Origin of the sequence: uncultured Aggregatibacter sp., from assembly GCF_938046485.1 — a bacterium.
Taxonomy (GTDB): domain Bacteria; phylum Pseudomonadota; class Gammaproteobacteria; order Enterobacterales; family Pasteurellaceae; genus Aggregatibacter.
The window spans coordinates 39,104-64,709 of sequence record NZ_CALIWN010000021.1; the positions used below are offsets into that span (position 1 = coordinate 39,104).

23 protein-coding genes and 2 pseudogenes are annotated in these 25,606 nt (G+C 43.1%); 6 read left to right on the forward strand and 19 right to left on the reverse strand.

Annotation, left to right across the window (positions count from 1 at the left end):
- Window positions 1-9: 9 nt before the first annotated feature.
- Window positions 10-726 carry a YwiC-like family protein gene (locus tag Q0203_RS02535; RefSeq protein WP_297929278.1) on the reverse strand — a complete coding sequence of 239 codons (717 nt, stop codon included), beginning with the start codon at window positions 724-726 and terminating at the stop codon, window positions 10-12.
- 101 nt (window positions 727-827) lie between these two features.
- Here Q0203_RS02535 and Q0203_RS02540 point away from each other — a divergent pair, with 101 nt between their 5' ends.
- Window positions 828-1,181 (forward strand): RidA family protein, encoded by a 354-nt coding sequence (locus tag Q0203_RS02540; protein WP_297929280.1) that lies wholly within the window; start codon window positions 828-830, stop codon window positions 1,179-1,181.
- On the opposite strand, the gene Q0203_RS02545 is transcribed toward Q0203_RS02540, so the two are convergent.
- The 10 genes from Q0203_RS02545 to seqA are packed head-to-tail and all read right to left on the reverse strand — an operon-like array spanning window position 1,178 to window position 13,895.
- Window positions 1,178-2,053: an endonuclease/exonuclease/phosphatase family protein gene (locus Q0203_RS02545; RefSeq protein WP_297929282.1), complete on the reverse strand. Its 876-nt coding sequence runs from the start codon at window positions 2,051-2,053 to the stop codon at window positions 1,178-1,180. The genes Q0203_RS02540 and Q0203_RS02545 overlap by 4 nt on opposite strands.
- A gap of 2 nt (window positions 2,054-2,055) precedes the next feature.
- Complete coding sequence (gene dnaX, locus Q0203_RS02550) at window positions 2,056-4,101, reverse strand: DNA polymerase III subunit gamma/tau (RefSeq protein WP_297929284.1); 2,046 nt, start codon at window positions 4,099-4,101, stop codon at window positions 2,056-2,058.
- Between the two features lie 25 nt (window positions 4,102-4,126).
- The gene (apt, locus tag Q0203_RS02555; protein WP_297929286.1) at window positions 4,127-4,738 is read right to left on the reverse strand and encodes an adenine phosphoribosyltransferase; all 612 of its coding nucleotides are present in this window, start codon (window positions 4,736-4,738) and stop codon (window positions 4,127-4,129) included.
- A 21-nt stretch (window positions 4,739-4,759) separates the two neighbouring features.
- Window positions 4,760-5,716: a lauroyl-Kdo(2)-lipid IV(A) myristoyltransferase gene (gene lpxM, locus Q0203_RS02560; protein WP_297929288.1), complete on the reverse strand. Its 957-nt coding sequence runs from the start codon at window positions 5,714-5,716 to the stop codon at window positions 4,760-4,762.
- A gap of 35 nt (window positions 5,717-5,751) precedes the next feature.
- The gene (locus tag Q0203_RS02565; protein WP_297929290.1) at window positions 5,752-6,519 is read right to left on the reverse strand and encodes a TSUP family transporter; all 768 of its coding nucleotides are present in this window, start codon (window positions 6,517-6,519) and stop codon (window positions 5,752-5,754) included.
- A gap of 3 nt (window positions 6,520-6,522) precedes the next feature.
- A complete protein-coding gene (gene mepA / locus Q0203_RS02570) occupies window positions 6,523-7,395 on the reverse strand; it encodes a penicillin-insensitive murein endopeptidase (protein ID WP_297929292.1) in 873 nt (290 codons plus the stop codon).
- 21 nt (window positions 7,396-7,416) lie between these two features.
- Entirely contained in the window at window positions 7,417-8,490 is a 1,074-nt protein-coding gene (gene aroC / locus Q0203_RS02575; protein WP_297929294.1) for a chorismate synthase, read from the reverse strand.
- A gap of 22 nt (window positions 8,491-8,512) precedes the next feature.
- On the reverse strand, window positions 8,513-11,839 hold the full coding sequence (mscK, locus tag Q0203_RS02580) for a mechanosensitive channel MscK (RefSeq protein WP_297929295.1): 3,327 nt from the start codon (window positions 11,837-11,839) through the stop codon (window positions 8,513-8,515).
- 2 nt (window positions 11,840-11,841) lie between these two features.
- Window positions 11,842-13,263 carry an o-succinylbenzoate--CoA ligase gene (gene menE / locus Q0203_RS02585; protein WP_297929357.1) on the reverse strand — a complete coding sequence of 474 codons (1,422 nt, stop codon included), beginning with the start codon at window positions 13,261-13,263 and terminating at the stop codon, window positions 11,842-11,844.
- Between the two features lie 5 nt (window positions 13,264-13,268).
- Entirely contained in the window at window positions 13,269-13,895 is a 627-nt protein-coding gene (gene seqA, locus Q0203_RS02590) for a replication initiation negative regulator SeqA (RefSeq protein WP_297929297.1), read from the reverse strand.
- Between the two features lie 86 nt (window positions 13,896-13,981).
- Here seqA and Q0203_RS02595 point away from each other — a divergent pair, with 86 nt between their 5' ends.
- The 4 genes from Q0203_RS02595 (at window position 13,982) to fur (ending at window position 16,184) form a co-directional block, all read left to right on the forward strand.
- Window positions 13,982-14,782 (forward strand): alpha/beta fold hydrolase, encoded by an 801-nt coding sequence (locus Q0203_RS02595; RefSeq protein ID WP_297929299.1) that lies wholly within the window; start codon window positions 13,982-13,984, stop codon window positions 14,780-14,782.
- Between the two features lie 130 nt (window positions 14,783-14,912).
- Window positions 14,913-15,191 (forward strand): LexA regulated protein, encoded by a 279-nt coding sequence (gene ybfE, locus Q0203_RS02600; RefSeq protein ID WP_297929301.1) that lies wholly within the window; start codon window positions 14,913-14,915, stop codon window positions 15,189-15,191.
- Window positions 15,192-15,199: 8 nt separating this feature from the next.
- Window positions 15,200-15,724 (forward strand): flavodoxin FldA, encoded by a 525-nt coding sequence (gene fldA / locus Q0203_RS02605; protein WP_297929303.1) that lies wholly within the window; start codon window positions 15,200-15,202, stop codon window positions 15,722-15,724.
- A gap of 19 nt (window positions 15,725-15,743) precedes the next feature.
- Window positions 15,744-16,184 (forward strand): ferric iron uptake transcriptional regulator, encoded by a 441-nt coding sequence (fur, locus tag Q0203_RS02610; RefSeq protein ID WP_295976370.1) that lies wholly within the window; start codon window positions 15,744-15,746, stop codon window positions 16,182-16,184.
- A gap of 74 nt (window positions 16,185-16,258) precedes the next feature.
- Here the strand turns inward: fur and rlmKL are convergent, their stop codons facing one another.
- A complete protein-coding gene (gene rlmKL, locus Q0203_RS02615; protein WP_297929305.1) occupies window positions 16,259-18,406 on the reverse strand; it encodes a bifunctional 23S rRNA (guanine(2069)-N(7))-methyltransferase RlmK/23S rRNA (guanine(2445)-N(2))-methyltransferase RlmL in 2,148 nt (715 codons plus the stop codon).
- Window positions 18,407-18,658: 252 nt separating this feature from the next.
- On the opposite strand from rlmKL, the gene Q0203_RS02620 reads away from it, so the two are divergent.
- Window positions 18,659-19,714 carry a transferrin-binding protein-like solute binding protein gene (locus tag Q0203_RS02620; protein WP_297929307.1) on the forward strand — a complete coding sequence of 352 codons (1,056 nt, stop codon included), beginning with the start codon at window positions 18,659-18,661 and terminating at the stop codon, window positions 19,712-19,714.
- A gap of 87 nt (window positions 19,715-19,801) precedes the next feature.
- Here Q0203_RS02620 and Q0203_RS02625 read toward each other — a convergent pair.
- From Q0203_RS02625 to potA, 7 genes and pseudogenes are all read right to left on the reverse strand, one after another.
- A pseudogene (locus tag Q0203_RS02625) lies at window positions 19,802-19,951 on the reverse strand (7-cyano-7-deazaguanine synthase); the annotation flags it as partial.
- Window positions 19,948-20,322 (reverse strand): annotated as a pseudogene (locus Q0203_RS02630) (THUMP domain-containing protein); the annotation flags it as partial. The pseudogenes Q0203_RS02625 and Q0203_RS02630, both read right to left, overlap by 4 nt.
- A 166-nt stretch (window positions 20,323-20,488) precedes the next feature.
- The gene (gene cdd / locus Q0203_RS02635; RefSeq protein WP_297929309.1) at window positions 20,489-21,385 is read right to left on the reverse strand and encodes a cytidine deaminase; all 897 of its coding nucleotides are present in this window, start codon (window positions 21,383-21,385) and stop codon (window positions 20,489-20,491) included.
- Window positions 21,386-21,497: 112 nt separating this feature from the next.
- Window positions 21,498-22,595, reverse strand: coding sequence for an extracellular solute-binding protein (locus tag Q0203_RS02640; protein WP_297929310.1), 1,098 nt, complete (start codon window positions 22,593-22,595; stop codon window positions 21,498-21,500).
- Window positions 22,596-22,725: 130 nt separating this feature from the next.
- Window positions 22,726-23,499 (reverse strand): spermidine/putrescine ABC transporter permease PotC, encoded by a 774-nt coding sequence (gene potC / locus Q0203_RS02645; RefSeq protein ID WP_297929312.1) that lies wholly within the window; start codon window positions 23,497-23,499, stop codon window positions 22,726-22,728.
- Complete coding sequence (gene potB / locus Q0203_RS02650) at window positions 23,499-24,359, reverse strand: spermidine/putrescine ABC transporter permease PotB (protein WP_021617029.1); 861 nt, start codon at window positions 24,357-24,359, stop codon at window positions 23,499-23,501. Before potB ends, potC begins: the two co-directional genes overlap by 1 nt.
- Window positions 24,343-25,461, reverse strand: coding sequence for a spermidine/putrescine ABC transporter ATP-binding protein PotA (gene potA / locus Q0203_RS02655; protein ID WP_297929314.1), 1,119 nt, complete (start codon window positions 25,459-25,461; stop codon window positions 24,343-24,345). Before potA ends, potB begins: the two co-directional genes overlap by 17 nt.
- Between the last annotated feature and the right edge of the window lie 145 nt (window positions 25,462-25,606).

Below are 25,606 nucleotides of genomic sequence, written 5' to 3' on the forward strand. Positions count from 1 at the left end.
GCCCTTTATCTACAACGTGGCATAAAGTAAATTGGCAAAAAACAATAGGGAAATCCCCATTTCGGTGAAACCCACTTGTTTGACCGACATTTTTTTCTTCGGCAACCAAATGGCACGAATGAATGGCGGCACAAATGCTAACGCCATGAGATATTGTTCTACACAAATAAATCCAAGAATACAAAGCGCGTGAAAACCAATGGATAATTTTAAATACAACGGATTTTTACGCTCGCGCATAACGGATTTCACATATAAAGTGGTCCCAATAAAAAATAAGCTCGGATACAGTGCCACCAGCCAAATTTTGTCATCAAAAGTGCGGTCAGGAAAATAATAGGATCCCATACCGGCAATCGCAAAAATCACAATGCCTGCTAAATCATTTAAAAAAGCACGTTCATCTTTTTGCTTAATGTAATAAATACTGATCAACACGAACGGCAACATAGCCGCCACAAATAGCACCGTATGCCAGTTATAAATCAATACCGGAATGGCAAAAATGGCACAGGCGAAGAAATAAATCCACGACCATTTGATATATAGTTCCAAATTTCTGCCTTTAAATAAATTCAGAAACGGATAAGTCATTAAATACAAGGAAAACCACGCCAACAAAAAGAAAATATGTTGCCAAATCGGATGACTGAGCAACATTCCGTATAAAAATGGCATAAGCGCCATCACAATGGCACCGTGTTGATTCGAAATTAATAGCTTCATAAATCAGATGAATTATTGAATGGAAGGTTCAAGAATTTTAGAGGTTTTTTGTGAGAATTGGTATAATCTCTGAGAATTATTTTTATTCAGAGGAAGATGGTATGACACAAATTCAACGCATTGACACCAACGCTCGTCTTGCAGAAGCCGTAATTTATCAGGGTGTTGCTTATTTTGCAGGGCAAGTGCCGGAAACCAGCGTAGAACAGAATACCTACGAGCAAACGAAAGAAGTCTTGACGCTTATCGACAAGTTGCTGGAAAAAATACATTCCCATAAACACCGTATTCTAAACGCACAAATTTTTTTGGCGAACATGCAGGACTATGCGTTAATGAATCAAGCTTGGGATGAATGGGTTGATGTGCAAAATCCCCCAGCACGTGCTACCGTGGAAGCTAAACTTGCGGATCCTCGCTGGAAAGTAGAAATTGTGATCACGGCGGCGGTTTAATCTGCTAATTCCACCTCTAACAGCAACGGTGCATGATCAGAGCTTTCCGTGGGTTCTGTTGTGGCGTTCAACACATTCAATCCACGCACAAAAATATGATCGAGCGGATTGCCTAAAAAACGTAAGCGGTGATCTTGTTCAAAAGACACTTCCTCTAAACCAAATTCGTTGATCACTTTTCGGATGATTTGCGCGCGATAACCATTCCAAGAATTAAAATCACCGGATAACACAAGTGGGCCTTGATGTTGTGAAACTAACTGCATCAGTGTGCGAAGTTGTTCTTCATAAGTCGTGGGATTTATTTCAAAATTGATCAAATGCACGTTGACCAATAACAGCGCTTGCCCGTTGGACAGAGGCAAGCTCATCGCTGCGCCCACTTTGGGAATACGAATCCAAGGTTCGGATTTTGCGCCGGCACAGTAAAAGTGCGGTGCAAATTGAGAGAGAATTTCCACGCCGGATTGTTGTTGTAAATAAGCAAAGGCGCTGGCATAAAGTGCGGTAGGAAATCGCGATGAATATTGTGTTGCCAATTCTTGTGTGTTTAACACTTCCTGTAATAGCAACAGATCACGCCCCTGTGCCAAACGATTCAGTGCCTGTTGCCAACCGGCATCTTGTCCTTTATGCAAATTCCAAACCAACAAGCGAAATGTCTTCTGTGTGATTTCGCGTGGTGCCTGGTCTGCTTGATAACAAATTAACTCATCCTGTTTTTTTATCGGATGATAGGTGAGATTTGGCGTCGTGCTAAAGTGAATATTGACAGGTGAAAAAATAGTGATGCTATAAAGAAGATAGCCGCCAATCGCTGCCACCAGTAAAACGAAAAAAGCGATGAATTTAAGGGGGGGATTTTTCAACATCATTACACCGGACGAATACTTTTCACATCAACGCTACAATCAAATTCGCGTTCTAATAATTGCAATTTTTGATCCTGCAATAAATCTTGCTTCGCCTGCTCCCGTAATTGAGCATAAATTTTGCGGCGATAATCCGTTGGCGTTACATACTGTTCGTCATCATTGATTTCAACGGTCAATGTAATGGCTTTCCCTAACACCTGTGAAAGCGCCTGCTGCAATAATTTGCAATGCTTATCTTGATTCAAATGTGCATGGCTGGAACGCACACCCAATTTAAGCGAATCTTCGCTTTCCGTCCAAATAAAGGTATTTAAGGCAAATTCTTTGGTGAGATTTTCCACACCGCTTTGTTCAATTAACTGTGCCCAGCGATCTTGTTCTTCCGTTAAATGGACAATTTTTTGCTGTAGTTCAGGAGTGATGTCTTGCAGAATGGCAGCCTTAATATCCGAAGGTTTCGGGCCCTGCTCAACCTGTGCTAGCTCCGGGTTGCTCCACTCCCAACGGTAATCTTCGCCTAGCCCATCTGAATCGTTTTCTTCACTCTCCGATTCATTCGGATTTTCCACCGCACTTTTAGCACCCAAGGTGTCAGAAGCCTGAGAAAGTGCGGTCAGTTTTTCAGAGGAATGTTGTGCTAGGCGCTCAGACTTTTTTTTTTCTTGAGAAGGGCTACTCGGCATCGCATCCAGTTGGTCTAATCCGTTTAATGCGCCAAGTACAGGCGAACTCACCAAGGGTTCTGCCGATTGCGTGGATTGAGGTTGCGCTGTTTTTGCAACGGTTTCATTCGTAGTGGATTTTTTACGATCTTGATAATGGGCTTTTATCGCCTGAGAAACCACCGGCATTTCTATCGCCGCTGAAGCAGTTTGCCCTGAAGATTTAACATGATTTTCCACCGCACTTGATGGATTTTTTGGTGAACTTTCTTGCGTGCTGTTTTCAAGGTTTAGCGGTTGACCAATGAATTTCGGATGAAACGCCAACGCACGCAATAACACCATTTCTGCGCCCATGCGCGCTGTTGGTGCCAAACTTAATTCTTTCCGGCCGCTCACCACTACTTGATAGAAAAATTGCACGTCCTGTGGTGCGATATGTTTCGCTAAAAAACCTATGTGATCCGCTTCTGTTAACGAGGCTTGTGGTAATAATTGCTGCATTGCGATCTTGTGCAGATTTTCTGCGACTTCACGCAACAGCTCATCCCAATCACCTGCTTTATTCGCCACCTCACTCACAACCTGCATGAGTTTTTCACCATTACCTTGTTGCAAGGCATAAATCATCTCAATGGCTTGGGTTTCATCCAATAAACCCAACATTTCATTGACAATATTGAGCGTTATATTGCCGTTACTCATTGCAATGGCTTGATCTGTCAAACTGAGGCTATCGCGGATACTGCCTTGTGCCGCACTGGCGAGTTTATCTAATGCTAAAGACTCAAAGGGAATCTGTTCCTGATTTAGGATGTATCCCAAATGCTCGGCAATTTGTGATTGCTCCAAGGCTTTCAAATGGAACTGCATGCAACGAGATAAAATCGTCACCGGCAGTTTATGAGGATCGGTAGTCGCCAACAGGAATTTCACATATTCCGGCGGCTCTTCTAAGGTTTTTAAGAGCGCATTGAAAGAATGGCGGGAAAGCATGTGCACTTCATCGATAAGATACACTTTATAACGCCCCAACACCGGCTTGTATTGCACGTTATCCAACAGCTCGCGTGTATCTTCCACTTTGGTGCGGGAGGCAGCATCGATTTCAATTAAATCGATAAAATTGCCTTCTTCAATGGCTTTACAGTGTTCACATACACCACAAGGCTCAGCGGTCACACCATTAACACAATTCAGCCCTTTGGCAAATAAACGGGCAATGGAGGTTTTTCCCACGCCGCGCGTGCCGGAAAATAAATAAGCATGATGCAGGCGATTTTCACGCAAGCCGTTAGCAAGTGCGGTCAAAATATGTTGCTGACCGACAACATCAGCAAAGGTTTTTGGTCGCCATTTTCTTGCTAATACTTGATAACTCATGCTTTATCCCTGCCCGTTTAGAAAATTAATGACCGGCAAAATTAACTAAAGTATAAGGTTCTACGCCTAAATCGCGTAAGCGTTGTTCGCCGCCGAGATCCGGTAAATTGATCACGAATGCCGCATGCTTCACTTCGCCGCCCAAACGTTGTACTAATTTAACCGTGGCTTCAACAGTTCCGCCTGTTGCCAATAAGTCATCAATAATCAATACGTTATCACCTTTTTGAATGGAATCCACATGAATTTCCAAGGTGTCTTGTCCGTATTCCAATTCATAAGATTGCGCAATGGTTTCACGTGGTAACTTACCCGGTTTACGTACCAACACAAAAGGCACATTTAATGCCAATGCCACCGGTGCGCCAAAAATAAAGCCACGGGATTCCGTCCCAATGACTTTATTAATGCCTTTATCTTTGCAATGTTGCACCATCAAATCGATCGCAGCGCGAAACGCCGCCGGTTCTTCTACTAAGCTGGTAATATCACGAAAAATGATCCCCGGTTTCGGATGATCAGGAATGGATTTAATTGAGGAGGCAATGAGTGCAAGTTGTTTTTCCATTTTTTTACCTAAAAGTGCGGTTGTTTTTTCACACAAATTAAAATTATAAGTCGGCGCGCATATTATCATAAATCGACAGATTGCCGAACATTAATCATAAAGATCTTCGCCATTTTTTCGGGTGCGCAGAAGCTGCAAAATCCATACATATTGTTCCGGTGTTTCGGTGACAAAACTTTCGATTTCTGCGTTCATGGCGCGAGCAGATTGCTGCGGATCATCACTCAGTGTCATTGCCGGATGAATTTCCATTTGGTATTTACCCAGCTGCGCGTTATAACGCGGAAACATCGGGATCACAACGGCTTTTGCCAACTTCGCCATTTTATTAATCCCCGGCAAGGTTGCTTTGTAGGTCGCAAAGAAATCCACATACACGCTTTGTTCTTCACCAAAATCTTCGTCCGGCAAATAATAACCCATTTGTCCTTGTCGAATGTGGCTCAAAAACGGTTTGATACCATTTTGGCGCGCATGCATTTTGCCACCGAAACGTTGGCGTGCCAGCGTCCAAAGCCAATCCACCAGAGGATTGCGATGCGGGTTATACATGGATGTCATCGGAATGCCATGAGTGTGCAAAATAATCCCTGACGCATCAATTGCCCAACCGTGCGGTACTAGCAAAATCACATTTTTACCCTGCTCTTTTGCCTGTTTAATATGTTCAATGCCAATAAATTCACTGCGCTGTTGCAAATGTTTTTTTGAACGCACCGCAATTTCGCCGATTCCTAACATCACTTGCGCCAATACAACAAACATATCATCAATCACCTGTTCACGCTGTTGTTCAGACCATTGCGGAAAACAATATTGCAAATTAATTTGCGCGCGTTTGCGTTGTTTTTTCGCTTTATGTCCAACCAACAGACCAATCTTGGCGGCGAATTTATCGCGCAAACGAAAAGGAATAAACGCCAGTAACAGCAAAACCAAAATACCGAGCCAAATGCCCCAGTATTTAGGCTTTAAATAGGACCACGAGAAATGCGGCTCATAGCCGACACGTGCCGTTAAACGAATATTTTGTTGAGAATCTGTCATAAAAACGTTGCGGAAATTCACCGCACTTTATCCCGTTAGAAATTAAACCAGCCTTGATCAAAGGCCATTTTTATCGTCATGATAAAAGACATAACTACCACCATTGGGCGAATCAACGTTTTGCCTTTGGTCATCACCATTTTAGCGCCTAAATTGGCGCCAATAAATTGTCCCGCCATCATGGCCAAACCGACCGTCCATAAAATTTGCCCCCCAATAAGGAAAAAAATTAATGAAGCTAAGTTAGAGGTAAAATTCATGACTTTGGCATGGGCGGTGGCCTTGGCTAAATTAAAACCCAGTAATGTCACGCAAGCCAAGCTCATAATCGAACCGGTGCCCGGCCCGAAAAATCCGTCATAAAAACCCATCCATGTGCCGATACAAAAAGCGAAAATCGGATAAGACAGACGTTGTTTACGATCTTCATCGCCCAATTTAGGCGTCACTAAAAAATAAACACCGATGGCTAAAATTAAAAATGGCAGAATTTTTTTAATGACGGAGGCATCAATCAGCTGAATTAAAATCGTTCCGGCGACAGAGCCAAAGAAAATCATCAGCAAAATTAGCCAAACTTCCGAAAAATTGACCGCTCTTTTACGCAAAAAATAAAGACTCGCAGAAAAAGAGCCACCACAGGCTTGTAGCTTGTTAGTCCCCAACGCGAGCGCAGGCGGAATGCCTGTCATCAGCAACGCCGGAATCGTAATTAATCCGCCACCGCCGGCAATGGCATCAATAAAACCGGCAACAAAAGCGACCACAAATAAAATGGCTAAAATATCAAGACCGAATTCCATCCCTTACTCCAACCATTCACTCCGATTTGGTGAGTTCAAGATTTGTTGACACAAAAAAGGTTCTAGCGGTGTGACTTTGGGCTTACTTGGTGTTGCCCCGGGTTTTGGCGGTTCAAACCAAGAATAAAGTTCGCTATCGCAGCCATCTCCGGCCGGCACCGGTGCCTGATTTTCGCAGTGTTGTGCGCCTTGCGGGCAGGTGAGCCGCACATGAAAATGGGAGTCATGCCCAAACCACGGACGGATTTTGTGTAACCAAGCACGATCTGAACCTGCCGTTTCACAGAGTTTCAATTTAATCGCCGGATTCACAAAAATACGCGTTACTTTCGGATCTTCCGCGGCTAACTTAATCAATTTTGCGTGATTGGATGTCCAGATGCTCTCATCCACCCGTTGTGCTTTGCGGTTCACCACCAACAAACCTTTTCCATCTGAATTCAAGGCATCCGTGTCAGACATACTGCCCATGCGCAACCAAATGTCAGCATCTAACCCCATTTGATGACTGGCGTGCCCCGTCAAAAAACGTCCGCCCCCCGGCATGGCAATATCGCCTACTAACATCGTTGGTAAGCCAGCCGCCTTGACGCGTTGTCCAAGACGTTGCAAATAACGAATCATGTCAGGATGACCATAATAACGGTTTTTATTCATACGAATGACTTGATAGCCTTCGCCTTTATAAGGCAAGGGTTCCGCACCAATAATACAGCCGTTGGAATAGCTGCCAATCGCCTCGGCTTTACCGTTTTCTGCCGGGATCGGACGTTTGATTTGTTGCCAATCTTGTGGTGCGGCAAAAGTAGATAGCGCAAAAAAAACGCTGCTAAAAATGACCGCACTTTTGATGGCGTGATGAAGAATCTTACTCACTATGTATTCCCCTGTTGCAAATTATCGACACTGCGCTTGAAATCGTAACAAATGATCTAACAACACAATCGCCATCATCGCTTCGGCAATCGGCACGGCGCGAATACCCACACAAGGGTCATGACGACCTTTGGTCACAACCTCTACGGGTTCGTTATTAAGATTGACGGAACGCCCCGGAAGGGTGATGCTGGAGGTGGGTTTTAACGCAATGGTCGCAATAATCGGTTGTCCGGAGCTGATACCGCCTAAAATGCCACCCGCATGATTGGAAAGAAATCCCTCCGGCGTCATTTCGTCACGATGTTCACTACCACGTTGTTCGACGACGGCAAAACCATCGCCGATTTCTACGCCTTTTACCGCATTAATGCTCATGAGAGCATGGGCTAAATCTGCATCTAAACGGTCAAATACCGGTTCGCCTAAGCCCACCGGCACATTTTCAGCAATGACGGTTAATTTTGCGCCGATGGAATCGCCCTGCTTTTTCAATTCACGAATTAATTCATCGAATTTTTCCACCGCACTTTTATCCGGACAGAAAAACGGATTACTATTCACTTCCGTCCAATCGATGTTTGCAAGGGATTGGGGCGAGATTTTTACCTTGCCGATTTGGCTTAAAAAACCGCGAACTTCAATGCCGTATTGTTCACGTAAATATTTTTTTGCGATAGCGCCTGCCGCCACACGCATAGCTGTTTCACGGGCAGAAGACCGGCCACCACCGCGATAATCTCGAATACCGTATTTTTGCTGATAAGTAAAATCGGCATGGCCCGGGCGAAAACGATCTTTGATTTCGCTGTAATCTTGCGAACGTTGATCGCCATTTTTGATGATCATACCAATGCTGGTACCGGTAGTTTTGCCCTCAAAGACGCCGGACAAAATTTGCACTTCATCGTCCTCACGACGTGGCGTGGTATAACGAGAGGTACCCGGTTTACGGCGATCTAAATCCGGCTGAATATCGGCCTCCGAGAGCGCCATATTCGGTGGCACACCATCAACAATACAACCTAATGCGATGCCATGAGATTCACCAAAGGTGGTGACGCGAAACAATTGCCCAATCGTATTTCCTGCCATAATCTTCTCTCTTCCATTCGATTTATGATTTCACTTCCACCAACGGCATAATCGCGCCGGTATCTTGATTTTTGATAAAGACATCGAGCTGATTGAAAGCGATCTCAATGTTATTTTCCGCAAACAATTCGTTAATACGGCGGTTTAACGCATCAATGGTATTTGTACGCTCGGAGACTTGAGAAACATAAACCCGCAATTCATGATCTAAGGTGCTGGCACCAAAACTGATGAATAAAGCACTTGGCTCAGGTTCTTTCATTACATTAGCTTGCTCAGCCGCCGCTTGTAACAATAAGCGTTTAACCAAGTCTAAATCGGAACCATATGCCACACCGACCGAAATCACTAAGCGGGTAATGGTATTGGATAACGCCCAGTTAGTGACTTGTCCGGTCACAAAAGATTTATTCGGCACAATCACTTCTTTGCGATCAGGATCGATAATCGTAATTGCACGAATACGAATTTTTGCGACCGTGCCGGTCACATCGTTAATGGTCACGGTATCACCGACTCGAATCGGACGTTCAAATAAGAGAATAATACCCGACACGAAGTTAGCAAAGATTTCCTGCATACCGAAACCGAGACCCACAGAAAGTGCGGCGAATAACCACTGCAATTTAGACCATGACATCCCTAAGGTGGCAAACGCCCATGCGCCTCCAATAGCCACTAAGAGATAGGTTAATAAGGTATTAATCGTATAAGGCGTGCCTTGCGACAACTTCACACGGGAGAAGATCAACACTTCTAAAATCCCCGGCAGGTTGCGCACCAAAATGTAAGTAATACCGATAATTACTAAAGCAACAATTAAGTTAAATAGCGAAATACTTTCGGTTACCACACCGGCTTCCGTTGTGGTCGTTTGTTGCCATAAGGTAATGTCGCGTAAGTAACTGGCTACAGTAACTAAATCCGACCACACATAATAGAAAATCGCAAACAATGCCGTCCAAATGAATAAATCGCCAAAACGTAACAACTGACTGCGCACTTGGTTGACCGCCATGCCCTCTTCTTGTTCGCTCACCACCACGACATCCTCTGCAGAGGATCCATCATTGGCTTTCGTAGCTTTTTGCTGACGTTTTTCTTGCACGCGACGGTATGCTAAACGACGGGAGGAAACCGTAATCGCACGGTATATCGTATGGCGCGCCAACGACCAAACCACCCAAGCGATGTAGGTGTTAATCATATGGTTAATCAAGTTAAGTGCGGTGTAGTAATAACCGAGCGCAACCAATACAATCAATCCGACCGGCACTAATTGCAATAAAATGCGGACAATTTTTAAAATCAGTTCATCTCGGTGATCACGATTTGTCTGGCCTAATGTTTTTGAAGCTCTACGAAAACGTGGCGCAATAATGGCGATACAAAAAATCAAGGCGACCATGGTATTCAATTCGCCAAGCACATCATTGGCTAAACCGCTATCCATAACATTACTGAAAACCGAGGTATTCAATAATAATACTACCGCGACAATGATTCGTTTCGTCACCGCTCTCAGTTTTTCCGCTTCATCCTGAGAGAATCCAAAATGACGAACGGAGATACCATTCGGTCGTAAAAGTGCAAGCACAAAGCTAAAGAACCACCAATATGCCGCCATACTCAACGACCATTGCCAAAATTCCGCCGGATTTCGAACAAAGAAAAAGCCCAACAGTTGGCACACGGCTAAAAACCATAATGTGGATGGCAAAGCGATAATCGCCGTCAATAAAAGTGCCATTGGCGTATGCCACTGACTGTCGGAACGAAGTGTATTAATTTCACTGTTAATGGTGGCTAAACGTTGTTTAATCAGTGTTTTAAATCTGAAAATAATACCGCCAATCAGTACCAAAATTGCCACAAACATGAGCAAATAAGGCAAGTTATCAAAATTTTTCGGAAAACCTAATTTTTTACTAATTCCCTCAAATTGCTCACCAAGTGACATCGGTAACTGCTTAAACCACGCTAAATTAATCGGGTTATTGCTTTTGACCCAAAAGCTTTGCTGATCCAACTTCGCCTGAATTTGATCGCTAAGCTGTGTAATTTGCTGTTGTGTCAATTCTAAAGAAATCGCCAAATTTAATTGGTTATTTAAAGACTTGATCACATCGGAGGCAATTTTACGGCGCTCCGTCAACAAATTGATGAGTTGTGCTTTTTCCGCCTCAGTAAAGGTTTGATTCTGATCGGCTTGAACCTTCGCCAAATAAGCCTCCAAATCGTAAAGCTCATTGCGGCGTTGAGTCATATCAAAAATCTGCACACGCAAATCGGCAATTTGTTTTGATAATCCTTGGATATTCAAGTTTGTCGGCAATTTTTGTTTTTGCTGTTGAATAATCCGTGACAACACCAATGTGCCTTGCAACGCACTAATTTGTTCATCAATGGTGCGCTGCGTTTGCGTTAAGCTTTCTAGAACACTGCGCATACGCAATTCATCTTGCGTTAACGTGTTGGTTTTTTCCGTTTGTTCCAATAAAAATTGGCTCAGCTGGGCATTACGCTCTAATTCTTTCTGAATATAATTATTTTTGACCGCACTTTGACTTTGTTGCTGTACTTGCTCAACCTGATTTTGTGTTTGTGCCAAATGCTGTTGATTAATCGCCTCTTGAATGGCTGCAATCTGTTGTTGTAGCACTTGCGCACGAGCGTTTAATAAGTCATAACGGCTTTGATACAACACCGTCAGCTGATCGCTGTTTTTCAACAAAATTTGATTGTAATTATTTTTCAGATCAATCAGTTGTAACTCTAACTGAGCCTGCTGTTTCAATGCTGCTGAAGTCGTGCTATCGCCAAGCTTTTGATTAAGCTCTTGCGCACGCTTCAAATTGGCGGTTAATGTGGCTTGCGCCCGCTCAGATACGGAGCTTTGCCCCGCCAATTGGCTGTTCACAGTCCCTAACGCCGATTGTGTTTCCTGTTGTTGTTCGGTTAATTTTTCAAGCTGAGCCTGTAGATCCGCTAAGCGACGAGATTGATAATCTGCCGCTTTTACCGTATCCAATTGCTTTTTCAGCGTTTGTAACTCAGCACTATTTTTTTGAATTTCAGCATCTGCGCCATTCAAGGTAGCTTGTAGCGCCTCATTGGTCTTTTGCTGCGCTTGAATTTGTTGCAATAAATCCAAAGAGGTTTGAATGTCTGTGACCAACGTTTGCTTTTCATCGCCATCCGGCATTTTTTGTGCTGCGGCGAGATCTGCCTTGAGACTTTTTTCGGTTGGCAAAGACAGGGTATTTTGATCGGCAAAGGCGCTGTGTGAGACCGCCATGTTCAAAAATAAGGCAGCACAAAGTGTGGTTAAAAACGCGTTTATTTTCATATTTATCCTAATTGTTTCGCTAGCCAGCCTGCTAACGTTTTCCGAGAAACTTTGATTGCGCCGTCGCTTAAATTTAACGGCAATTCATAATAGGCAACGGGTTGTTTAAAACGTTCCAATCGCCCCTGTAAAAATACCTTCAGATTTTCCACCGCACTTTTTGTCGGCTCCCGCCATTCCACAATGGCTACCGGTCGTTGACCAAACTCCGGATCGGTGACAGGCAACACAAAAACCTGTTTGACTAAATCAGACTGTAAAATCAGTTTTTCAATTTCTTCCGGCTGAATGTTTTCCCCACCGGAAATAAACATATTATCAATTCGCCCTGAAATCACAAGTTCGCCGTCGTGCCACGCACCTTTATCTTTGGTGGCAAACCAACCTTGTTCGTTAAGAAGAGAAACGATTCTGCCCTGTTGCCAATAACCTAACGCCAAGCCTGCACCGCGCAACCAAATTTCCTCATTGTGCAAACAGTATTCACGTCCGGCTAAGGGCTGCCCTACCCCGTTTTTTTCATCGCTTTGTTTAGCAAACACCGTAGAAGCCATTTCTGTCATGCCATAACCGGAGTAACTTTTCACGCCAAGACGCTGCAAAGCTTGCGTCAGTGCTAACGGAATATGTGCCCCGCCAAGCAATACGGCGCGTGTTTGTCTCGTTGTAGGTTTTTCCTGCAAATACTGTAACCAGCGTTGCACTTGCGTTGGCACCAAAGAAACGTGGGTCACCTGATTGACTGCTGCATAAAAATCCTCACCGGGTAACACTAAAGTTGCCCCTGTTGTCAACCAACGCCACACAATGCCTTGTCCGGAGACGTGATACAACGGCAATGAAAGTAACCAGGAATCTGTCGCACCAAATTGCATCAAATCACATACGCCTTGTGCATTGGCCAAATGTGCTTGCACATTATGTACAACGGCTTTGGGTAAGCCCGTAGATCCTGATGTCAGCGTCATGGTAGCCGGTTGCGTCAAATTAACGGGAAAATCGCCAAAAGAGTCTATTTTCTCTGCCTGCTTTATGGCATCCGAAAAAGTAAAAAAACACCTGAAAATCTCACCGCACTTTTGGGATTCTGCAACACATTCTGCGTGGTCTGAGGTAAAGAAAAAATCCGCATTATAGGCTTGGCAAAGTGCAATACGTTTTTCCAGTGGAAACATGGGGTTGAGCATTAAAACACGGGCTCCGATTTGAATGGCCGCTAAATAAAACAGCACCAGTTCTAGGCTATTTTTCCCGCACAATACGACACCATTTTGTGGCTTCACACCGAGGTGTTGCAAATAAGTGGAGATTTGCTGTGTTTTTTCGAGGAGTTGATGCCATGTAAAGGCGTCGCCTTGCAAAACTTGCAAGGCGATTCGCTTGGAAAATAGAGGAGATTGTGCAAATTGCCGACCAAGTGCCATAAGCATTAATTTGCCGTAAAAAATGACCGCACTTGATCAATTAAGTATTCCGGCAAATGCATGGACTGCATCGCGCCTTCCAACATAAGCATTTTACGACCGCTGTTGGTATTTGTGATCACCCAATACGGCGTATCAGGAATTTGTTTTGGTTTCGTGTGATTCCCCGCCATCAGCAAGGTGCCTTCATCACGGGCAAAATAAACTCGAGTGCGTCCTTGCAATGACTCGGTGGCGAGGGCAAAGCCTTCAGGATTGGTGCGATATAAAATTGTCAGAATACTTAAGAAACGAATAACCGCTTTATTTTCTTGTTTAAATGCTTCTGAGTTGAGTAACGCTTCTAATTTCTCAATGGTTTTTTGCGTTACGGCATCAGGCTGCTTTTTCACAGCAGGCTTTATTGCATCGCTTGATTCCGGCGCTGCATTGACTTTTTTGGCGTCCTGTTTCGTGTTAGCGGAAGAAGAATGTTCAACTGGGGAAGATAAACTCTCGGCAAAAGGAACATAGCTGTTTTTCGTGGAAAGATTGAGCAAACGACGTAAAATATCCGAAGCGCTTTCACCAATTGATTGCGTATTACCGGCAATGTATTGATAAAGCTCTTCATCCACTTCGATAATTTTCATTTTCTCTCTCCACTTGCTTGATCTCTTTAACCTTTTGACACATTATAACGAGCTGTAAGCAAATTCTCCAGCCCCAAATTTAACTGATGAAAAAATTACTCAACTTCCAATTTAATGAATTAAAACAAGTAATTAATAAACCGGTTTTGGTGTTCATTCACGGTTTATTCGGCGATATGAATAACTTGGGCGTCATCGCTCGTGCATTCAGTGATGATTATTCCATTCTACGGGTGGATTTACGTAATCACGGCTTGAGTTTTCATTGCGAAGAGATGAATTACGATGCCATGGCAGAAGATGTCTTTGACGTGATTCATTCTTTGGGCATTCGTGAAGTGATTTTAATCGGGCACTCCATGGGGGGAAAAACCGCTATGGTTTGTGCGGCAAATTACCCTGAATTAGTAAAACGCTTAGTGGTGATTGATATTGCGCCTGTCGCGTATGGCGAACATGGGCACGATGATGTATTCAACGGTTTATTTGCTGTAAAAAATGCACAACCCCATACCCGTCAAGAGGCTAAGCCCATTTTAGCGCAATATATTCAGGATGAACGCGTACAACAGTTTATGTTGAAATCCTTTGATGCCTCAAGTGCCGATTATTTTCGCTTTAATTTGACCGCACTTAAACACAATTACCCTCACTTAATGGGCTGGGAATCACGCCACATCACACAACCTTGCTTGTTTATCAAAGGTGGCAATTCCTCCTACATTTTACCCGAATACACCGATCGGATTTTATCCCAATGCCCACACGCTGCCTCCTTTACCATTAACGGTAGCGGACATTGGGTTCATGCGGAAAAACCGCAATTTGTTATCCGTGCAATCACACATTTTTTAAATAGAATTGATAGTCACGGGGAATCTAAATAGAATTTCATTTGCTTGTTAATTATGATATAGTTTTCTCCCAAATTTGGTTGTGGCTTATCATTATCACTTCTGAAATAATTCTCTTTAGTTAGAATGGCAGAAGTCGACTTACAGGCCAGTGGTTAACAAAATGGCAAAACAAGATTCTGACTGTATTACTTTAGATTTATTTAGCGAAATTCGTAGAGTTGGACGTCCGAAAACCAATCCACTGAGTCGGGAACAACAAATCCGTATTAATAAGCGCAATCAATTAAAACGTGATAAATCCTGTGGATTAAAGCGTGTCGAATTAAAATTGCATGCGGACTTGGTTCAACAATTAGAAGATTTAGCATCCCTACGAAATGTGAATCGTGCCGAGCTTATTGGCGCAATTTTACGAGATTATTTTAACATTAATAAATAGGTAACAAGATGGCTATTGTCGGCTTATTTTATGGTAGTGATACTGGCAATACAGAAAACATTGCCAAAATGATTCAAAAACAATTAGGCAGCGAATTAGTTGATATTCGCGATATTGCCAAAAGTAGCAAAGAAGATATCGAGGCTTACGATTTTCTCTTATTCGGTATCCCGACGTGGTACTACGGCGAAGCGCAATGTGACTGGGATGACTTTTTCCCAACATTAGAGCAAATTGATTTTACGGATAAACTTGTCGCCATCTTTGGCTGTGGCGATCAGGAAGATTATGCAGATTATTTCTGTGACGCCATGGGAACCGTGCGTAATATTATCGAGCCGCACGGTGCGATTATTGTCGGACATTGGCCGACAGAAGGTTACAACTTTGAATCTTCACAAGCATTAGTTGACGATGATACGTTTGTTGGATTATGCATTGATGAAGATCGTCAACCGGAATTAACGTCTGAACGTGTCAACAAATGGGTTAAACAAGTTTATGACGAAATGTGTTTGGCTGAGTTAGCTTAATAGCAAAAAAGGAGCTGTTATGTCTGAAGAAAACATCAAATTATTAAAAAAAGCAGGATTGAAAATTACGGAACCCCGTTTGACGATTCTTGCTTTAATGCAAAAACACAGTGAACAGCATTTTTCCGCAGAAGATGTTTACAAAATGCTATTGGAGAATGGTTCAGACATTGGTTTAGCAACGGTATATCGTGTTTTAAATCAATTCGATGAAGCCAAAATCTTAATTCGCCATAACTTTGAAGGAAATAAATCGGTTTTTGAGTTGGCGCCAACCCAACATCACGACCATATTATCTGCACCGATTGCGGTAAAGTGTTTGAATTTAATGATGAATTAATTGAAAATCGCCAAAAAGAAATCAGTAAACAGCACGGCATTGAACTCTCCAGCCACAGTCTATATCTCTATGGCAAATGTAGTGACATTAATCAATGCCCAGAAAACAACAAAAAATAATGCCATAAAAAGAACCGAATGTACGATGCATTCGGTTCTTTTCATTTTAATCATCTTCTTTTGCTAAACTCGCCTTATTTCAACGTCACCAGCCAACAATTATGAATTTGCTTATTGCGTTCAAAATCCAACGGCAAGGTTTTGTGAGAAATTTCCACCGCACTTAAGCCGAATTCTTCCAACTTAGCAAAATCCATTTTGAAACCGCGTTTATTGTTAGAGAACACAATGGTGCCGTTCGGGCGCAGAATGCGTTTTAAATTCGTCATTAACTTAATATGATCCCGTTGTACGTCCCAACTGTCTTCCATACGTTTGGAGTTAGAGAATGTCGGCGGATCAACAAAAATCAAATCAAACTGACGGTCGCATTTTTCTAACCATTGTAGGCAATCCGCTTGAATCAGTTTGTGTTGTTTACCTTCAATGTCGTTCAACAACAAATTCTGTTCCGCCCAGTTGAGATAAGTATTTGACATATCCACGGTCGTGGTAGATTTTGCCTTACCCAACGCTGCATGTACCGTTGCCGAACCGGTGTAAGCAAACAAATTGAGGAAATCCTTACCTTGCGCCATTTCACCCAACATTTTACGGGTCAGGCGGTGATCCAAAAACAAGCCGGTATCCAAATAATCCGTTAAGTTCACCCACAACTTCGCGCCGTATTCGTTCACATAAAAATACTCGCCTTTGTTCGCCAATTTTTCATATTGATTAGTGCCTTTTTGTTTTTGCCGCACTTTTAAAATCAACTTATTGGTTTCAATGCCTGTAACGCTCAAGGTAGCATTCACCGCATCCAACAACCGTTGGCGGGCTTTATTTTCATCAATATTTTTCGGCGCGGCATATTCCTGTACCACAATGTGATCAGCATAGCGATCCACCGCCAAATTATATTCCGGCAAATCCGCGTCATATAAGCGATACGCGTCTAGCCCTTGCTGCTTCGCCCATTTTTCAATTTTCTTAATATTCTTTTGCAGGCGATTAGCGAAATCCACTGCCACCTCAGGTGTCACCGAAGAAGTGCGGTCAAATTCTAGGGCATTTTCTACCGCACTTTGCTCTGTGCGCTCGGCAATTTGATAATTTTTCTGGACACAATCCAACGGACCATTTTTCGCTTTAAACTGACGATGAGAACGTAAACGCAAACAATCCAATAGACTTGGTTCACCACTGAAAATAGAGGCGTTCCAGCCGGCAAATTGTTGTTTCAAGCGTTGCCCAAACACAGAATACAAGGCAATCAGCGCCGGCGTTGTACCTAAACGTTCGCCGTACGGCGGATTACAAATCACTGTGCCTGCTACGTTCGGACTTGGATTTTTTATCGCTGCCACATCGCCCTGTTGCCACTGCATCAAATGCGCCACGCCGGCATTTTTGGCATTTTGTTTAGCTTTTTGCAACACACGATGATCCAAATCGAAGCCATAAAAGTGCGGTGAGTTTTCACGTTGTTTTTCGGCTTCCGCCAAGGCTAAGGCCTCTCCCTTCACCTTTTCCCACGCTGCCTGATTATGCCCCTGCCAAAAATCAAAGCCCCAATGCAGACGATATAATTGCGGTGCGATTTGCGCTTCCATCTGTGCGGCTTCAATCAATAGCGTACCGGAGCCACACATCGGATCCACTAATGGCGTGCCTTTTTGCCAACCGGAACGCAGTACAATCGCAGCAGCCAAGGTTTCGCGCAACGGCGCTTTGCCGGTGTCTTCGCGATAACCGCGCATGTGCAGCGCATCACCACTTAAATCAAGCGACAGCACCACGTCATCATGATTTAAATACGCATGAATACGAATATCCGGTTGTTCTTTATCCACGTTTGGACGGGCCCGACCGTGGCGCTCAAAATAATCCACAATGCCGTCTTTCACACGCATCGCGCCGAATTGGGTGTGGCGAATTTCTTGGTTCGTACCGTTAAAATCCACGAAAAAATGCACTTTTTCATCAAAATAATCCAACCAATTCACGCCCACCACAGCAGAATATAAATCCAAATCGCTAAAGACTTTGGCTTGCACGATAGGCAATAAAATGCGTGAACTCAAACGGCTCCAAAGCAAAGTGCGATACAGGGTTTCATCATCCGCCCAATAATGCACGCCGCCTTGCGCGACTTTGGCATCCTGTGCGCCTAACTCGGCCAATTCGGATTTTAAAAGCTCTTCAAACCCACGGGCTGTGGTGGCAAAAAGTTGTTTCATAAGGTCTCAATGGTTGGAAAAAATTGGCGGGGATTATAGCAGTTTTAAGCGACGCAGTGTGTTGAAGTGCTGTGGATTTTACGGATATTTTAGATTCATCGCGAAAACTGACCGCACTTTTTTGCTGTTTTCTGTCTATTTTATAAAACCTACTAATTTGCTTTGTTATTATTTTTTGGTATTATCCTGCCCGTCGTAAATGACGATAAATGACTACCACTCTCTTTACTATATTGTAAATAAGGAGCACTAATGAATAAATTCAATTTATTTATTCTCGCTATTGTTACTGCATTAAGTTTATCCGCGTGCTCATCCAGCGGTAATGATTCAAATCATACGGATAACACCAACAACACCATCACTCAACCGGGAACTCCGAGCCAACCAAACAACCAAACAAATCAGCCGACAACACCAAGTCAACCAAGTAATCAAGTTACCCAACCAACAGCACCAAACCAGCCGAATAATCAGGTAACACAACCGACGACGCCAAATCAGCCTAATAATCAAGTGGCGCAACCAACTGAGCCAAACCAACCAAATAATCAAATTAAACAACCGACAACACCGACCCAACCATCAGATCCAAGCACACCGGTATCGATTGTGGGCATTCCAACCAGTGGAAAATATAATGGTGTCGCTTATGAATATAAAAGCGGTGATGTAAATGACAAAATTGTGAATCCCAAAGTACATCGTTTAAGTTCAAACAATATCGATGTATTAAACGTTGACGGGAAACGAATTGATATTGCACCCGAAGGTGTGAATCCAGGATACACTTATTTGGATAAGGACGGAGAAACTCGTTTAAGTACCGGTGCTTTTGTTAATGGATTAATCTTCATGTCCAGCACAAGAAACGGCATCTATCAAAACCAAAAAGACGGCAAAACCTATGTTTATGTACAAGGTGAATTAACCCCGGTAAATGAAATTCCACGTACAGGTGAAGTACGTTATCTTGGATTAAGTAGCTACCATGTCAACAACGAAACCCTAAATGAGGGAGCTTCCGACGTCAACCCGCCAAGATGGGGAATTGTCGGTATTGATATGACCGCTAACTTTGATGAGAAAAAAGTTAATGGCCAATTACTGGCAACCGGTTATCCGGATAACGTTGTTTCTAAACTGGAAGGTAAAATCTCCGGTAACCAATTCAGCGGAACAAAAGACGGCACAACCATGCAAGGAGCCTTCTTTGGGAAGGATGCTAATGAAATGGGCGGTATTTATACTAACCAAGAAAAAGGCTTCAGCGGTGCATTTTCAGCCAAAGCTAACTGGTCAAAATAAATCTTTCTATATCACCACATACCCACGCTCAACCGTGGGTATTTTTTATTTAAAACAGAAAAAGTACAGTTGATTTTTTCGTCGGTTTTAACTTTTTCGTGCCTGCAAATACGCGTTCAACCCACGCTCTCTCAAGACACAACTCGGGCATTCGCCGCAGCCGCCTTCGACGCCGTTGTAGCAGGTGCGGGTGTGTCGGCGGATGTAATCAAAGGCGCCGAGTTGATCCGCCAGCGCCCGTGGCGTTCAAAATAATCCACAATGCCTTCTTTCACACGCATCGCGCCGAATTGGGTGTGGCGAATTTCCTGGTTTGTACCGTTAAAATCCACGAAAAAATGGACTTTTTCATCAAAATAATCCAACCAATTCACGCCCACTACAGCGGAATATAAATCCAAATCGCTAAAGACTTTCGCTTGCACGATAGGCAATAAAATGTGTGAACTCAAACGACTCCAAAGCAAAGTGCGATACAGGGTTTCATCATCCGCCCAATAATGCACGCCGCCTTGCGCGACTTTGGCATCCTGTGCGCCTAACTCGGCCAATTCGGATTTTAAAAGCTCTTCAAACCCACGGGCTGTGGTGGCAAAAAGTTGTTTCATAAGGTCTCGATGATTGGAAAAAATTGGCGGGGATTACAGCAGTTTTAAGCGACTCAGTGCGTTGAAGTGCGGTGGATTTTTTAAGAGATTTTGAATCGATGATAAAATCTCACCACACCTAAGCGGACACCATAAAGGCACGTTCACTGTATTTTATTCAATGCCATTAGACCAAAATGTACTCTAATTTAATCTTCGTTAAACTTCCCAGCAAATCCTCTGCCATTCTTTTATAACTGAGCGTCTGTGGTTTTTCTACCATCACCGCACGGGTAATGTTTTCTACAGCTTCGCCACTTAATATCAGATAATTCAATGCCACCTGCATTGCCGGTAGGCTAGGGTTAAATGCCGCATTTTCCGCATAACTGCCGTGATAAATCTGTTGATCTTGCGTTTGTAATGCAATGCCATGGAAAGAGTTTGAATAAGGCGCATGTGCTTGGTTAGCCATCGCAAGAGCTTGTGAAATCACTGGGTCGTTGCTGTTCAAGGATAATTGATTATCATGTTGATCCAGCAAATGTAGCTGAATGTTTAAGTTTTTTGGCCCGAATGCATCGGGTAAATATTGGTGCAATGGATTATTCTGGCGATGCGGTAAATGAATTTGTAATTTTTCTGCGCTATTTAATTCATTCATAAACTGGCGACAATGGCCACATGGCGTGTAGTTGACGCTAATGTCGGTGATCTGTTTTTCTCCGCGCATCCAAGCATGACTAATCGCACTTTGTTCGGCATGGATGGTTTGTTGAATATCCGTTTGGCAAAATTCTTGATTCGCCCCAAAATAAAAACTGCCGCTCACTCCTATGACGATAGCACCAACATTAAAATGTGAGATAGGCGTGGTGGCATAACAAGCGGCAATAGGAAGCAACTGAAGGGAGAGTTGTTGAGGAGTGATTTGATGTTTGTTGCACAAGTGCCGTATAGCAAAGTGCGGTAGGAATCCCACAAATTTTTGCTCTTGTAAAATAAGCCAAATATCCTGAGCTAACAGTGCATTATCAATTTGGGACAACGCATAGTGAATTTTGTCTGAAATTGGTGTTGTCATAGTCCTCTCCTTTTTCGCTTTTTATTTCCTTATCTTAGCATTAGATAAAAAAAGTGCGGTGGAAAATGAATATAAATTTCGACCGCACTTTTGTGATGGCTATGAGAACAAATTATTTCGCTGCTTTCAGCTCTTGATAATATTGTTCGTAGTATTGAATCGCATCACCCACATCATCTTGCCAGTGGCTATTTTTCAATATTTCAGCCGTTGGATAGATTGACGGATCTTCCGTGATTTCTTTCGGTAAGGCTTTTTTCGCTTCAAGGTTAGCAGTTGGGTAACCTATTGCCAGCGTTAATTTTTCTGCCGCTTTCGCACCTAACATATAGTTGATAAGTTTGTGTGCACCGTCCGGATTTTTAGAGGTAACCGGAATGGCTAAAGTATCCACCCAGAGTACCGGCCCTTCTTTTGGGAACACCATGTCTAAAGGTGCTTGTTCTTTTTTCGCAATACGCACAGAACCGTTCCATAATTGACCCACTTCTACTTCACCGGAAATAAAAGAGTTCGCAGGGTTATCAGAGTTGAAGGAAAGCACATTCGGACGTAATTTCAACAATTCCTCATAAGCCTGTTTGATAATTGCCGGATCTTGTGTGTTCGGATCCTGACCGATTTTTAATAACGCGATGTTGAACACTTCGCGGGCATCGTCTAGTAATTGCACTTTATTGGCAAATTCAGGTTTCCATAAATCACCCCAGGAGGTGAAATCACTGCCTTTGTAAGTGTTGGTGTTAAAGGCAATGCCCGGCGCGCCTAATAATTGCGGAAGGGAATATTTGTTGCCTTTGTCGTAAGGTTTATCGAGCCAATCAGGGTCTAATTCTTTAATGACGGGTAATTTGCTGTGATCCAGTTCTTTTAACATGCCTTCGCGCGCCATTTTGGAGACGAAGTAGTTAGAAGGGGCAATCACGTCATAGCCGCCGGCAGCGCCCTGCGTTTTTAATTTCGCATACATTGTCTCGTTTGATTCAAGACTTGACACAATCACTTTAATACCGGTTTCTTTGGTGAAATCGTCTAAAAGACCATCGGGTACATATTCAGTCCATGTATAAAGATACACGGTATCATTTGCAGGCGCTTCAGCTTTAGGGGCTTCCGGCGCGGTTTGCGCTTGTTTGTTGTCTTTCTCGTTACAACCTGTCAGGGCAACAGCGATCATACTTGCGGTGAATAAACCAGCAAATTTTTTCATTTTTGTTTGTTCTCCGTAAAAGAGGTGAAAAAAAACCACCTGCATAAAATGCAGGTATAAAAAAACGCCTTGATTGTGCGTCAAGGCGTATTGTATGTGATATTAAATTATTTGTGAAACATTATTACGACTAGATGTCTTTGTGTTTTCTGCCGATAAATTGGCTGGCAACTACGAGTAATAATGAAAGCACAATCATGATGGTTGCAAGGGCGTTTACTTCCGGTGTCACCCCGGTTTTCACCAAGGAGAAAATACGCAACGGCAGGATTTCATAGCTTACACCGCTCACGAAAGAAGACACCACAACATCATCGAGCGAGATGGTAAAGCTTAACAACCAACCGGATACCACCGCTGGTAATGCAAGTGGCAGAATGATTTTGCGTAAAATCGTTACTTCACTGGCACCCAAATCTTTCGCAGCTTCTAACATTCTTGCATCGAAGCCGTTTAAGCGAGAGAAAATGGTGACGGTGACATAAGGCAAACAGAAGGTCACGTGTGCTAACAATAAGGACCAGAAACCTAAAGAAATCCCCACAACCATAAACAACGCAAGCAATGATACCGCCATCACGATATCCGGCGACATCATCACGATAAACAACATACCACTTACGGCTTGTTTGCCACGGAAACGATAACGATAAAGCGCAATCGCAGTTAAACCGCCTACAATGGTAGCGAGGGTTGCTGCAAAGAAAGCAATCGTTACAGAATGAATCGCTGCTTGAATTAAAGTATCATTGTTAAACAGACGATCGTACCAGTTCCAGCTAAAGCCTTTCCAACTTAAACCATAACGGTCTTCGTTGAAGGAGTTAGTCACCAAAATAATAATTGGGATATACAAATAAGCGTATACCACAAACATAAAGATATTACGTAGTAAACGGCTCATTATTCTAACTCCACTTTCTTATTCAATAGTTTATTGGCACGGTAGTACACAAAAATTAACAAGGCCATGAGAATCGTTAAGCCGATACTGATTGCCGAACCGAATGGCCAGTTGCGGGAAATTAAGAATTCACTCTTAATCACGTTACCCACAAGTAAGACTTTCGCACCACCAAGTAAGTCCGCGACATAGAACATGCCCATTGCCGGCAATAATACCAACAGGCAACCTGCCACAATGCCCGGCATGGTGAGTGGTAAAATCACACGGAAGAAACGTTGAAACGCATTAGCGCCTAAGTCTTTTGCGGCTTCCAATAAACGTCCGTCTAATTTTTCAATCGCGGAGTAAAGTGGCAAAATCATAAATGGCAGAAGCAAATAGACTAAACCAATGATCACCGCCACCTCTGTGTTTAGAATGCGAATCGGTTCACTCAAAATGCCCATATCCATCAACATGGTATTCAACACGCCTTTCACACCAAGGAACACTTTCATACCGTAAATACGAATCAGCGAGTTTGTCCAGAATGGCAATACCACAAGGAACAATAAGAGCGGTCGATATTTCGGATGAATTTTGCTGACCATAAAGGCGAATGGATAGCCGATCAGTAAGCAAATAATGGTGGCAATGCCCGACATATACAATGAATTCCACACCACCTGCGCATAAAGCGGATTAAACAGATTGATGTAGTTATCCAAGTTAAATGGCAAGGCATAAAAGTTACTACCATCTCGGGTTAAGAAACTTACGACTAATACCAATAAGTTTGGAATTAGCACAAAGAAAATGAGCCAACCGAAGATAATCGCAACAGTAATTTTCTGAAATTTATTATTGATTATCTTCATCGTTGAGTACAACCTCCCAACCTTCGTGCCAAGTAATCCCTACACGTTGACCAATACTGTGATCCATATGAGGATCGTCTTCATTGAAAAACTCGCTCACTAACACACGTTTGCCGTTGTGCTCGAATTCTACGGTAGATTCAAGAGTCATACCTTTGTAAGTGCGGTCGATAATGTGACCGATAATCGCATTAGAATGTTCGTGTTCATCCAGCTCTTCAATCACAATATCTTCAGGACGAAGCAACACTTGAAGTTGCTGATCTTTTTCGACCGGAATATCCGTATAAATATCGCAAATACGGCCTTCCACATTGGCAAGTACTACATCGTCTGATTTGCGTTCAATGACGGTTGCATCAAAAACATTAATTTCGCCGATGAAACGTGCCACAAACAAGTTTGCCGGGTCTTCATAAATCTCACGTGGAGATCCGTCTTGTGCAATTTTACCTTTACGCAATAAGACAATACGATCAGACATCGTAATGGCTTCTTCTTGGTCATGTGTAACGAAAATAAAGGTAATGCCTAATTGGCGTTGTAATTGCTTTAATTCATATTGCATTTTTTTACGCAATTTGTAGTCCAACGCAGAAAGAGACTCGTCAAGCAATAAGACTTTAGGTTTATTGACCACCGCACGAGCAATCGCGATACGCTGTTGTTGTCCTCCTGAAAGCTGGGTTGGTTTACGTTCCGCCATTTCTTCCAACTGCACCATACGCAATGCCTCTAACACACGAGGTTTGATCTCGCTTTCCGGCACTTTTTGCATGCGCAAACCGAAAGCCACGTTTTCAAAAATCGTCATATGCGGGAACAAGGCATAGCTTTGGAATACGGTGTTGATGTGACGTTTTTCTGCCGGCACATTGGTAATGTCTTCACCGTCCAAAATAATGTTGCCTGAATCTAATTCCTCCAATCCGGCCAATAAACGCAACACGGTAGTTTTACCACAACCGGATGGGCCAAGAATGGTGACAAATTCACCGTTATTAATGGTTAAATTAAAATCGTTAATAATGGTATTGGAACCGTAGGATTTTTTGATTGAACGAAGCTCAATAATTGGCTTGTTTTGAACCGAGTTTTCCACTAGCTTTGGTTTTCTCCCTAACGTACCGAAGTTTTTCGATAAAAATTAGAAACAAATACTTATCATAAAAGATAAGCGGCGATGATAAAGATGAGCTGCTAATGATATAGTGATTAGCCCCCAATGAAAAGACATTAATCACAAA